Source organism: Bacillus sp. EKM501B, from assembly GCF_011800505.1.
Classification (GTDB): domain Bacteria; phylum Bacillota; class Bacilli; order Bacillales; family Bacillaceae_G; genus Bacillus_A; species Bacillus_A cereus.
Genome location: NZ_JAALFZ010000003.1, coordinates 25,935 through 39,536, shown reverse-complemented (window position 1 = coordinate 39,536; position 13,602 = coordinate 25,935). Strand labels below are relative to the sequence as shown.

Genomic DNA, 13,602 nt, shown 5'->3' with positions numbered 1-13,602 from the left:
GCGCATGCCAAAATAAAAAGAGCCAGGTCCATAAAAAAATAAGGACCTGGCTCATAAAGACATCATTATGTAAAGCCGTTAACTTCCCTACGCTGGTACGAGCCAGATCAGGTCCAAAGGGTTAAGAAGTTCACGCGCTTCTCTCTCAGCCTACGCATACGTTAGGCACCCCTAGTTTATCACTGATTTAATTTTCAATACTTTCCCATCATACACGATAATCTGAAAAATGAAAAGTTTATTTCTTTTGCTATTTACGGAATCATCCACGTTAAATAATACGCCTGCACATACGTCATAATACCAACAATAATTACGAAGAACAAACTATGCTTCACTGTGAAACGGAACAAATCTGATTCTTTTCCGGCAAGACCAACCGCCGCACAAGCGATCGCAATCGACTGTGGGGAAATCATTTTACCTGTTACACCGCCTGTTGTATTTGCTGCAACGAGAAGCACTTCAGATACGCCGACTTGCTGCGCTGTAATGGCTTGTAAATTTGAGAACAGTGCATTCGCAGACGTATCAGACCCTGTTAGGAATACGCCAATCCAGCCTAAGAATGGTGAGAAGAACGGAAATAGTCCGCCAGTTCCGGCCAATGCTAACGCTAACGTAGAAGATAGACCAGAATAGTTTGCGATAAATGCAAACCCTAGTACGAATCCGATAGATAGAATTGGCATTTTTAATTCGCTTAACGTTTCTTTAAATGTCACTACTGCATCTTTTACATTCATTTTCAAAATAAACATGGAAATGATACAAGCAATTAAAATCGCTGTTCCAGTTGCCGATAATACATCAAACTTCAAAATTGCCTCGTAAGGCGTTGGTTTATTTACAATTGGCTCTGCTTTCATTACTAGATTATGCAGACCTGGAATTTCAAACTTAAATACAAGACTTTCTAAAGCCCCTCCTGGAGCGAATAATGCCTTAAAGAAACTTTGGCTCCAAATGACTACCATAACCGTTAATACGATAAATGGAGACCATGCTTTCACTACTTTTCCAAACGTTAATTTCGGCATCGATGCCGCTGTCGTTGTTACTGCTACTTCACTATTTGCTTGCCCAGATTGATAAATTTCTTTCGGCTGCCAAACTTTTAAGAACAGCGCTAAACTAATTAAACTTACAAGTGCCGATGTAATATCCGGAAGTTCCGGTCCTAAAAATGTCGCTGTAATGAACTGCGTAATCGCAAATGAACTACCCGCTACAAGTAACGCAGGCCACGTTTGTCTTATACCTTTAAATCCATCCATTAAAAATACGATAAAGAATGGAACAAATAATGATAGGAACGGTAATTGATGCCCAGCCATTTGTCCAATTTTATGTGGATCAATACCTGTTACTTGTCCAGCAACTGTAATCGGAATTCCCATCGCTCCGAACGCCACTGGTGCAGTATTTGCAATCAAACAAAGACCTGCTGCGTATAAAGGATTTAACCCAAGACCCGCAAGAAGCGCTGCTGTAATCGCTACTGGTGCCCCAAATCCTGCTGCTCCTTCTAAAAATGCTCCAAATGAAAATCCAATTAAAATAACGAGTAGACGATGATCGTTCGTAATCGATAATACCGATGCACGAATCACATCAAATTGACCTGTTTTTACAGAAATTTTATATAAAAATACGGACATAATGATAATCCAAGCAATTGGCCATAACCCGTACAAAAAACCGTACCCGGTTGCTGCCATTGCCATCGTGAACGGCATTTTATAAGCGAATAACGCTACTAAAACTGTAAGTACAACTGTAATAAATCCTGCCACATACCCCTTCATGCGGAAAACTGCTAAAGCTAAGAAAAAAAAGATAATCGGAATAAGTGCGACCGCTGCCGAAATCCAAATGTTTCCGAATGGATCATAAACTTGTGTCCATGTGTTCATTGTTCTCTCCCCCTAAAGAATCCCCTTTTAAATAGAATAACCTCATCAATAGACTATCAGGTCATCATACCTTTAAGCCTAAAATAAAAAAACGTTTAAGAAAACGTTTTCAACAACTTTCATTTATACTGTACCATAACAATTTCTATTAAAAAAGATTTTTTTGAAAATTTTATTATTTAACAGAAAATCTTACAAAATCGTCACGTTCTTGTAATGTTCATCGATAGGAAGTTTGCCAAAATTATTGCATAATAATAGTATAACAACAGAAATTATTCATGAGGTGATATATATGAACGGAAATAAAATATTAGCTGCGTTATCATACTTTAGTGTACTATTTGCCCCTATCTTATTCCCTATTATCGTTTGGATTGTGGGAGACGCTGAAACAAAGCCACATGCAAAACGTGCTCTATGGACACACATCATTCCAAGTATCGCTACATTCATTGGCGTAACTATTCTAGGAATTATGGGCCTTGGATCTGATCAACCAGATGTAACACTTGGAATTGGATCAATGATTGTCTTAGCTATTTGCGGAATCATCAGCTTATACTACTTCATCTGGAACATTGTAAAAGGAATTAAAGTGCTGAAAGCTTAATTTTAAACAAATGTTTGTTTAAAAAGGGCCCCTTGCAATTTGCAAGGGGCCCTTTTTCCTAATTCGTTCACTTTATCTTCTGCGTTTCTTCTTTTTTCTCATCATTTTCTTTCGGCGCGTATTCACTTTATCCGCTATAATGTGGAGCGTACTTGCCACAACAATTCCCATTAAGAACGTTACAATTTCAACCTCATGCTTCTTCGCAATTTCTATTAAATTACCATCCAGTGCGATTACATTTAATAGTAATAAAAATGGAGAAAAGACGATTAACATGTACGCAATACGAATTACATCACCAAGTATAATCGTATGTGTAAAGAAAGATCGATGCGGCATTACTTTCTTATAAGGATACCAAAATATACGTAAGAAACCCCATTTGTTATAAGCATTACTGTACGTATCTAAATCTGGTGTTAAAAATGAAGTACCTACTAAAAAACCAATCGCAAAAGTTAATAAAAAATCAAAATTTGTTAATCCATACGAAAAGAGCAAAAACAAAACAACCGGAAGGGATATTAAGTTTATTTTCGTATGCGTTCTTCCTGATGGCATAATGCACTTCCTCGCTTACGTTCGTCCTGTCACCTTATGACAGGTTTCACCTATTGACCTAATTTCTGATCGATAAATGTTGTGTCTATATCCGAACCAAACCATTCTGCCAACTTCACTCGTGCCTTATCTTTCACATCTTCATTGACGTATAACGACACCTGTATTAGTGCGGCCGTTAACGCCCCCAAATCATCCGTATAGCCAATTCCAGCAATGAAATCTGGAATCGCATCAATCGGTGCAATAAAATAAGCAAGTGCTCCAATTACAATAATTTTCACTCGTTTTGGAACATCGGGTCTTTGCAAAACGTAAAACAGTAATAAACTTGCATAAATGACCGATTGCCCTGCTTGCTTTGCAACATGTTTTACTTTCTTCCAAAACGCTTCAACTGAAAATTTTTGTTTCATGTAAAAAGCCTCCCTATTTTTAAAAAGAAATAAGCTACAATATGTTATCAGTAAAAGTTCATGGAAATTACACAAAACCTATCAATGAACTTTTATTGTAACAAACAAACCAAAAAAGAACAAGTGTTCGTTAATTTTCACACTATTTCCTTCATATAATAGATTTCTAGATAACCCTTACCCATCTTCATTTCTTATTTCTCAACAAAGAAAATTTTCACTTCCACTTAACATTCTGCTCTACCTTTGTTATATTTTCTAGTTGACGGACATATAAACGAATGTTAAAGTTTTCTCTGGTAGTGACAAATCTTATACAAAAAATGTAAAATGTTATAGTGTTTCTCAGAAATGAATTTTGTTGTATAATACAGAAATGACGTTATGCTTATGAGCAACAAAAGAAACCAAAAGGGTATGCATAGTTATAGTCGTATATGGGTGAATATAGAACCTTTAATTATGGCCAAGAAAACTATGTATTTTTTATTTTAGCATTTTTCGCTCCAAAATCGACCAAGCCTGATAGAGAAAGGGTGGAAATGAATGAAAGAAACCTTGAAATCACAATTTCAAAATGTGCGTTTCACTGTATTCGTAGCTTTAGCCTTATGGCTGAAAACTTACCTTATTACACGCACAAGCTTTGATTTAAAACTTGAATCTTTCATGCAAGAATTCATTTTATTCCTTAGCCCATTAGCAGCATCATTACTGCTTGTTGGTCTTGCATTATTTGCAAAAGGGAAAAAACGTAACTATATAGCACTTGGAATTAATTTTGTCTTAACAATCGTTCTTGTTGGTAACGTAATGTTCTACGGATTCTACAATGACTTCGTTACATTACCGGTGCTAGGACAAACATCTAACTTCGGAAGTTTAGGTTCTAGTGTGAAAGAATTATTTAACTACAAAATTATTCTTGCATTTGCAGACATTATCGTTTTCTTCGTTCTATTAAAGAAAATGAAGAACTTTGCACCTACAGAGCGTGTAGCACGCCCGATGCGTTCTCTATACTTCGTATCAACAGTTGCTATTTTCTTCGCAAACTTAGGACTTGCAGAAGCTGAACGCCCAGAACTATTAACACGTTCATTCGACCGCGTTATGCTTGTTAAAAACTTAGGATTATATGTACATCAAGTATACGATCTTGGCTTACAAGCAAAATCAAGTTCACAAAAAGCGTTCGCTGACGGTAGTAAATTACAAGAAACAGAAAACTACGTAAAAACAACACAAAGTAAACCAGATCCAAATATGTTCGGTACTGCAAAAGGGAAAAACGTAATTGTTGTCTCTCTTGAGTCATTACAAACATTCTTAATTGGTGCAACAGTTAATGGACAAGAAGTTACACCATTCTTAAACCAATTTACGAAAGAAAGTTATTACTTTGATAACTTCTTCCATCAAACTGGTCAAGGTAAAACATCTGATGCTGAATTCCTAGTAGATACTTCGTTATATCCACTAGACCGCGGTGCTGTATTCTTCACACACGGTAACAATGAATATACAGCAACTCCAGAAATTTTACGTCAGCAAGGGTATCACACGTCGGTATTCCACGCAAACAACGCAACATTCTGGAACCGTAACATTATGTATCCAGCACTTGGTTATGATCGTTACTACAACGAGCTTGACTACAAGATTACGCCAGAAACAAAATTAAACTGGGGATTAAAAGATATCGAGTACTTCGATCAATCTATTGATATGTTAAAACAAGTGAAGCAACCATTCTATACTCGCTTCCTTACTTTAACGAATCATTACCCATTCACTTACGATGACAGTACAAAATTAATTGATGAATACAATTCTGGTGATGGAGTATTTGACCGTTACATGGTAACTGCTCGTTACTTAGACGAAGCAATGAAACACTTTATTGAGCGTCTAAAAGCAGAAGGTATTTACGACAACTCAGTAATCGTATTCTACGGTGACCACTACGGTATTTCTGAAAACCATAACCGTGCAATGGCACAGTTCTTAGGAAAAGAAGAAATCACTGCATTTGACCATATGAACTTACAAAAAACACCGATGTTTATTCACGTTCCAGGTCAAAAAGAAGGTAAAACAATTTCGAAACCAACTGGTGAAATTGACATTAAACCAACTATTCTAAACTTACTTGGTGTAGATTCTACAAATGACGTTCGATTCGGTCATGATGTATTCTCACCTGATAATAAAGGATTCGTTGTTCTTCGTGACGGTAGCTTCGTTACAGATAAATACATGTACACAAACAGTACATTCTATGACCGTGCTACTGGCGAAGTTGTACAATTACCGAAAGAAGAATCCCAGCCACTAATTGATCGTGCCCAAAATGAATTGAACATGTCTGATAAAATCATTGAAGGTGACTTACTTCGCTTCTCTGAAAGTAATAAGATCAAAACTGGTGAAGTAAAAACAGTTATTAAAGAAGAAAAGAAGAGCGCTGAGTAATCTCAGCCTCTTTTTTATTTTCTTCCATACAACTACTTATATTCATTAACTTTAAAATTACATAACCTTTACCAAATATTCACATAGTGTTAATGAAGAATCTCTATAATAAAATATGTAAACGAGGTTCTACATATTTCTTATCTCTCATCTTTCGTAAGATCCCTTAAAGAAATGTGTAAATCTTTTGTTTCTACTTTCTTATAATTGTCTTTCAACTTGTTTTGTTTCCATACACAAAGCATTCAACGAGACAATGTCCCTATGAAAGATAGCTACCCTCCTTGTGCAGCATTCCATAAGAATGTTGCTTTTTTTTATTTAAAAGCAGGATTCTCATTTCTTATTTTCGAATTTGTATATACAAAATGCTGTAAAGTGAAACTTTAATCAGCCCTCATCAATCGGGCATTTACGGGCAGTGATTCGCCCACTTCACTTCTTTGCTCTACCCGAATTTGTAAGTAGGGGCTTTACTGCCGTTAATGCGGGGTAGATCATCCTTATTTCTCTATGATTTACAAATACATATATGGTCATATGTAGAGAATTGCTCACATAAAAATTACTATAGTGATTTTTATCTCGCATGAATGAAAGTTTCACGTTACTTACGTACTTACGAAAGGATGGGACGGAAATTGGCATACGAAAAATTTGTACTTTGGAATGATGAAGTTATTGATACAACAAAACAACAAACGTACATAGAACTTGAAGAGAGAGGTTCGCAGTTCGGAGATGGTGTCTATGAGGTTATTCGCCTATATAAAGGGAACTTTCATTTATTAGATCCGCACATAACGAGATTATATCGATCCATGGAAGAAGTAGAATTATCGCTCCCTTTCTCAAAAGCTGAGCTCATCACTTTACTTTACAAATTAATTGAACGAAACCATTTCCACGAAGATGGCACCATTTATTTGCAAGTATCTCGTGGTGTACAAGCTCGCACACATGTATTTTCATATGACAACCCTCCGACAATTTATGCCTATATTACAAAAAAAGAACGACCAGCTTTATGGATTGAATATGGTATACGCGCTATATCAGAACCCGATACTCGATGGCTACGCTGTGACATTAAATCATTAAATTTATTACCAAACGTACTAGCTGCTACGAAAGCTGAACGGAAAGGCTGTAAAGAGGCACTTCTCGTAAGGAACGGTATTGTAACGGAAGGAAGCCATTCCAACTTCTTTTTAATTAAAAACGGAACGCTTTACACACATCCAGCCAATCACCTTATTTTAAATGGCATTATTCGTCAATATGTCCTTTCTTTAGCGAATACTCTTCACATTCCTGTGCAGGAAGAACTTTTCAGCGTTCGTGACGTTTATCAAGCAGATGAATGCTTTTTTACAGGCACAACGATTGAAATTTTACCAATGACCCACCTTGATGGGACCGCGATTCAAGATGGGCAAGTTGGGCCTATCACCAAAAAACTGCAAAAATCTTTTAATCAAATCTTATTACAATCCAATATGGCATCTTCTTAAACACGAATAATTTCTGTCCTTTCATATTCAATATATGCATTTAAATGGAAATCAAGGTGTAATTTTATGCCTTGATTTTTTTCTTGTAATCTTTTTGTCATATTCAGATTCCTATATAAGTCTTGACAGTAATCGACATGCTCTTTAGAATTTTTAACAGTTGGTAAATATTTCTTCACTACATTACAGACAGAAAGGAATCGACAAATTATGAAAAAGTATCTTGCCGGTCTTGCGGCAGTGTCTGTAGCAGGAGGAGCAGCACCTACACTTGATAGTGTTCAAGCTGCACCTGAACAAAATACACAAAAAGCTGCTACAACTGTCCAAGCTTCTGCATCAAACAGCTCATCTTATAAGGTAAACGCGAGCGTATTACATGTTCGTGCGGGATCAAGCACTTCTCACGACATCATCTCACGCGTTTATAACGGTCAATCACTAAACGTGATTGGCGAAGAAAACGGTTGGTTCAAAATTAACATTAATGGACAAACAGGCTTTGTTAGTGGCGAATTTGTATCAAAAAGTGGCGTAGCAAACAACAATGTAAGTACAGGTGGAAACAATAAAGTTACCGCTGATGTATTACGTGTACGTACAGCTCCTAACACATCTAGTTCTGTTTCTGGGCGTGTATATGAAGGACAAACATTAAACGTAATTGGACAAGAAAATGGTTGGGTGAAAATTAACCATAATGGACAAGTAGGTTATGTAAGTGGCGAATTCGTATCTGGCGTTTCTTCTAATGCAGGTTCTTCAAACAACAATACGAATAATAACAACCAAGAAGTAAAACCAGCAAGCGGAAACTATACAGTAAATGTATCTTCCCTTCGCGTTCGTACAGGTCCTAGCACTTCTCACACAACTGTAGGTTCTGTGACAAAAGGACAAGTAGTACAAGTTGTTGGAGAAGTTCAAGATTGGTTCAAAATCAATTACGCAGGACAAACTGCTTATGTAAGCAAAGACTATGTAACAAAAGGCGGTTCTAACGAAAACGTTACAGAAGGCAACAAACAAGAGCAAAACAATAATAATGGAACTATTCAAACTGGCGGTTCTTACGTAGTTAACGCTACGTCTTTACGTGTTCGTACAGGCCCTGCCGCTTACCATAGTGTAATTGGTGGCGTTTTAAACGGTACAACATTAAACGTAGTTGGATCTGAAAACGGTTGGTTTAAAGTAAATTACCAAGGAAAAACAGGCTTTGTTAGTAGCGAATTTGTAAAATTCGTTAAAGGTGGCACTACTACTCCTGAGCAACCAAAACAACCTGAAAAACCTAACCAAGGTGCAATTGGCGACTACTACATTAATGCTTCTGCACTAAATGTACGTAGCGGCGAAGGTACAAATTATAGAATCATAGGCGCACTTCCACAAGGACAGAAGGTTCAAGTAATCTCTGAAAACTCTGGATGGAGCAAAATTAACTACAACGGTCAAACTGGTTATATCGGAACACGTTACCTTTCTAAAACACCAGTTGGAGGCGCAGTAGATAATAAGCCTAACAATAACCAAAATAACAATCAAAACAATAGCAACAATAATAATACAAGCAACAATAGCGGCGACAGTTCTTCCGTACTTGCATACGCAAAATCAATGCAAGGTGTACCGTACGTTTGGGGCGGAACTTCTGCTAACGGTGTTGACTGCAGTGGCTACATCTACCACGTATTTAAGAAATTTGGTCATAACATTAGCCGCCAAAGTGTTGCAGGATATTGGAGTAGCCTACCACAAACTTCAAGTCCACAACCTGGTGACTTAATTTATTTCCAAAACACTTATAAATCTGGTCCTTCTCACATGGGTATTTACCTTGGGGGCGGATCATTTATCCAAGCTGGAGATAAAGGTGTCGCAATCGCTTCATTAAGTAACTCTTATTGGAAGAGCCACTTCTTAGGATACACGAAAGCACCTTAATTAATAGTTTCAAAGCCTTCTAGTTTACTAGAAGGCTTTTTTGTACGATTTCAACACATTACTCCCTTTCCCCTAGCTTCCCTCTATAAAAATAATGTATCCATTCTTCCATTTCATACACTTTATTCTGCAAAAACAATGCATAACGTTATCATAATGTATATATTTCCATAAAAAACATAACCTATTTCATATCTATTTATTTTATATGTGTTTTTTTGAAGAATTTTCTTTTTATTTAAACTTTTCATTAGACGTTTGACCTCCGATGTCCATTATGATAAGTTACTTAAGATGTTATATTCGTAAACGTATAGACAACTGGTTTATACACTGTTTTTACTATGAGGAAGGAGCATACACTGCATGAATCTTTTATGGGGAATTGGCGGCGTGATTGGAGTATTAGCAATTGCTTTTCTACTATCTTCCAACCGCAAAGCTATTAATTGGCGCACAATTTTAATCGCGCTAGCATTACAAATGTCATTTTCATTTATCGTATTACGATGGGATGCTGGTAAAGCAGGTTTAAAACACGCTGCTGACGGTGTTCAAGGATTAATTAATTTTTCTTACGAGGGAATTAAGTTCGTTACTGGGGATTTAGTCAACGCAAAAGGACCTTGGGGATTTGTATTCTTTATTCAAGCACTACTTCCAATCGTATTTATTAGTTCATTAGTAGCAATCTTATATTATTTCGGTATTATGCAGAAATTTGTTAGCATCGTTGGTGGTGCATTAAGTAAACTTCTTGGAACTTCTAAAGCAGAAAGCTTAAACTCAGTAACGACTGTATTTTTAGGACAAACTGAAGCTCCAATCTTAATTAAACCTTACTTAGCACGCTTAACAAATAGTGAATTCTTCACTATTATGGTAAGCGGTATGACAGCTGTTGCTGGATCCGTTCTTGTCGGTTATGCAGCAATGGGTATTCCGTTAGAGCACTTATTAGCAGCTGCAATTATGGCGGCTCCATCGAGCTTATTAATTGCGAAACTAATCATGCCAGAGACAGAAAAAGTAGATAATAACGTTGAACTTTCTACAGAACGTGAAGATGCAAATGTTATTGATGCAGCTGCACGCGGCGCATCTGAAGGTATGCAACTTGTTATTAACGTAGCAGCAATGTTAATGGCTTTCATCGCATTAATCGCTTTATTAAATGGATTATTAGGATGGGTTGGTTCTCTGTTCGATATTAAACTTAGTCTTGATTTAATCTTTGGTTACTTATTATCACCATTCGCAATCTTAATCGGGGTTTCTCCTGGTGAAGCGATACAAGCAGCAAGCTTTATCGGTCAAAAACTTGCAATCAACGAATTCGTTGCATACGCAAACTTAGGACCACACATGGCAGAGTTCTCTGACAAAACAAATCTAATTTTAACATTTGCAATCTGTGGATTTGCAAACTTCTCTTCTATCGCAATTCAATTAGGTGTAACAGGAACGTTAGCTCCTACTCGCCGTAAACAAATTGCACAATTAGGGATTAAAGCCGTTATCGCTGGTACATTAGCGAACTTCTTAAACGCAGCAGTTGCAGGTATGATGTTCCTATAAACTTATATAGAGTCTTCTCTTTCTACAAGAGGAGACTTTTTTTATGCAATCCAAACGTCTTTTATGTATCTATTAATCAATTTATCCTAAATATAAGCACATTATGATACAATAATGTTTAAGTCTTTTTATTTTTCTTATGAAAATAGAGATACTACTTGTTGTTGCCCTTCAAAAGAGTTTAACGACATGGTCAATTTCTTAATAATTGCGCATACTACAAGTATCTATTGATGAAATAGCTTTAAGGAGGAAAGTTTTGTGAAAGATAAGTTCTATAAAATCCTCTCTATGTGGATTTTACAAATTGTATTTTATTTTACTACTGTATATGTGACGAAATATGAGCATGCTCTCATTTTTACAATAATATACGTAATCGTAAATGTACTATTCTTATTTTTAGCTGACAAAACAGCATTTGTTTTCTTCATACTAGGAACCATTATTTCCGTATTTTATTTGTTCTATCAAGCATGGCTTCACTTATGGAGTACATCAGATCAATGGCAATATATGATTACCCACTTCCTGATGGCAGCTAACTTCTTCATTGTATATATAACAACTCACCTATTGAAAAAAGTGATTCATGAAAATAAAGCTTTAACTGAGCGTGTGAGAACATTGGAACAATATATTGGAGAATCCAAATTACTAACAAGACAAGAATTCGAGAGACGCCAAGCGTTATTAACGACTGCAATGAATCGTCGTAATGAAACAGGCATTATTGTTTACTTTGATTTCACTTCCTTTAGTAAATATACAAAGGAAAGTGTTATGGACCGTGTAGCTTCTTTATTAGTTGAAACGGTAAGGAATGATTTTGACCTTGCTGCTGAATATGATAATAATACGCTAGTTATTTTATTACAAAACACAAATGAAACTGGTGCTGACATTGTAATGAACCGCCTAAAACCAAAAATGGAGCAATGGCTTGCTGCTGAAGCAATCAAAGATATAAAAATTTCACGCGAGCAAATTGGAAACAAAGGACAGACACTGTTATGATGACTCTCGTTATACTTCTTTTATTCCTTCTGTTTTGCGTACTCGTTTTTTGGATTAGTATCACATTTTCAATTAAATATGTACTTATTTTTACGGCCTTTCTATTCTCTGGCTTACTCGTTTACTACTCTTTCTTAACAATCGCGGGCTTAATTCACCGAAATAGTAAACGAAAAGATCGTACGCTAGAACATTATCCGAGCGTCGATATTTTCATACCTGCCCATAATGAAGGCGTCGTTATTAAAGATACTTTAGAGGCGATGGCAAAGATTGAATATCCAGGAAAGCTAACTATTTATTTATTAAATGATAACTCTCAAGATGAAACACCTGAAATCGGAGATGATTTCGACAAAGCTTATGCTCATATTCGTCATATTCGTGTTCCTCCCGGTGAACCGAAGGGTAAATCACGTGTACTAAACTATGGGCTTAGTATTTCAGATGGTGAGTACTTCTGTGTTTACGATGCAGATAACCAACCTGAACCACACGCACTGCGAATGCTTGTAGAACACGCTGAAACAACTGAAGATGCTGTTGGAGCTGTTGGACACGTTCGTACAGTAAACGAAAACAGAAACTGGTTAACGCGAATGATTTCGCTAGAATTCCAAATCTTCCAGCTCCTTATGCAATCTGGACGCTGGTTACTATTCCAAACGGGCTCGCTGACAGGAACAAACATGCTTCTTCGTCGCTCCGCACTAGAAGAGCTTGGTGGCTATGACCCTTACGCAATTGCAGAAGATGCTGAATTAACATTACGAATTACACAAAAAGGTTATCTCTTACCAATCGTCCCAGAATCAGTTACTTGGGAACAAGAACCAGAGCATTTAAAAATTCTTATTAAACAACGTACACGTTGGCTCCAGGGAAATTTATATATTTTAGAAAAAATGTTCTCATCATTAAGTTTCTTTAAAGGAAAGCTGCTTGTTCATTCCTTACAACAAGTTCTAGTGTATGTTGTATTTTGGCTATTCCTAATCATTTCGAACGTTTGGTTTGTAATTGGGCTACTCGGGATATTCCAAATTCAATATAGCATTCCGCTACTATTTATGTGGTATGTCGCATATATTACATATGTTTCTCAATTATTTAGTGCCCAGAGTGTCGAACGAACCTTTACACCGACTAATATTTTTATTAGCGTTATTATGTACTTTACGTACGCACAGCTCTTTACGTACTTATTTATTCGTAGCTTAATCTTATACTTACGTGCAAAGAGCAAGAAACAAGTCATTGGCTGGGATAAAACAGTTCGATTCAAAAAAGATAAATAATAAAAATAAGCACAGAGCGCCGTATGCTCTGTGCTTATTTATTGCCGTATAAATTATATATCAGACAATACCCCTTAGCTGAAAGTAATTTCACGTCCATCCCCCAACGAACGATCGACCTTCATTTATATACGAAAAAGTGATTGCTATTTTTGTAGAACCAATTGCTTCTCTTGCTGTTCTTTGCGCGTTTCAGTCTTAGGTTCCGTGCTTTCTTGGACACTACGATGTGCCACACGTTTCAAACAAATATGCTTCCACTTT

General features: G+C 36.5%; 10 protein-coding genes and 1 riboswitch. Of the genes, 7 read left to right on the top strand and 3 right to left on the bottom strand.

All coding sequences use genetic code 11. The features are described 5' to 3' along the window. Positions 1-67 precede the first annotated feature (67 nt). A riboswitch (TPP riboswitch) is annotated at positions 68-183 on the bottom strand. 71 nt (positions 184-254) lie between these two features. After that, on the bottom strand, positions 255-1,916 hold the full coding sequence (lldP, locus tag HFD78_RS09350) for an L-lactate permease (protein ID WP_001099339.1): 1,662 nt from the start codon (positions 1,914-1,916) through the stop codon (positions 255-257). Between the two features lie 295 nt (positions 1,917-2,211). Between lldP and HFD78_RS09345 the strand changes: the two genes are divergently transcribed. Beyond that, complete coding sequence (locus tag HFD78_RS09345) at positions 2,212-2,529, top strand: magnetosome magnetite crystal formation protein family (protein ID WP_001014099.1); 318 nt, start codon at positions 2,212-2,214, stop codon at positions 2,527-2,529. 72 nt (positions 2,530-2,601) lie between these two features. Here HFD78_RS09345 and HFD78_RS09340 read toward each other — a convergent pair whose 3' ends face one another. Both HFD78_RS09340 and HFD78_RS09335 read right to left on the bottom strand, forming a co-directional pair. Further along, positions 2,602-3,093, bottom strand: coding sequence for a metal-binding protein (locus tag HFD78_RS09340; RefSeq protein ID WP_001139060.1), 492 nt, complete (start codon positions 3,091-3,093; stop codon positions 2,602-2,604). 50 nt (positions 3,094-3,143) lie between these two features. After that, positions 3,144-3,509 carry a YkvA family protein gene (locus HFD78_RS09335; protein ID WP_000810369.1) on the bottom strand — a complete coding sequence of 122 codons (366 nt, stop codon included), beginning with the start codon at positions 3,507-3,509 and terminating at the stop codon, positions 3,144-3,146. Between the two features lie 546 nt (positions 3,510-4,055). Between HFD78_RS09335 and HFD78_RS09330 the strand changes: the two genes are divergently transcribed. The 6 genes from HFD78_RS09330 to HFD78_RS09305 all read left to right on the top strand — a co-directional run bounded on the left by HFD78_RS09330 (position 4,056) and on the right by HFD78_RS09305 (position 13,338). Next, positions 4,056-5,984, top strand: coding sequence for an LTA synthase family protein (locus HFD78_RS09330; protein ID WP_000665358.1), 1,929 nt, complete (start codon positions 4,056-4,058; stop codon positions 5,982-5,984). Positions 5,985-6,613: 629 nt separating this feature from the next. Further along, entirely contained in the window at positions 6,614-7,498 is an 885-nt protein-coding gene (locus HFD78_RS09325) for a D-amino-acid transaminase (RefSeq protein ID WP_074595267.1), read from the top strand. 210 nt (positions 7,499-7,708) lie between these two features. Then, entirely contained in the window at positions 7,709-9,445 is a 1,737-nt protein-coding gene (locus HFD78_RS09320; RefSeq protein WP_065702825.1) for a C40 family peptidase, read from the top strand. A gap of 366 nt (positions 9,446-9,811) precedes the next feature. After that, positions 9,812-11,023 carry a NupC/NupG family nucleoside CNT transporter gene (locus HFD78_RS09315; RefSeq protein WP_001051029.1) on the top strand — a complete coding sequence of 404 codons (1,212 nt, stop codon included), beginning with the start codon at positions 9,812-9,814 and terminating at the stop codon, positions 11,021-11,023. A gap of 261 nt (positions 11,024-11,284) precedes the next feature. Then, positions 11,285-12,040, top strand: coding sequence for a nucleotidyl cyclase domain-containing protein (locus HFD78_RS09310; RefSeq protein WP_098794398.1), 756 nt, complete (start codon positions 11,285-11,287; stop codon positions 12,038-12,040). Then, the gene (locus tag HFD78_RS09305; protein ID WP_065702823.1) at positions 12,037-13,338 is read left to right on the top strand and encodes a glycosyltransferase family 2 protein; all 1,302 of its coding nucleotides are present in this window, start codon (positions 12,037-12,039) and stop codon (positions 13,336-13,338) included. Before HFD78_RS09310 ends, HFD78_RS09305 begins: the two co-directional genes overlap by 4 nt. Positions 13,339-13,602: the final 264 nt, after the last annotated feature.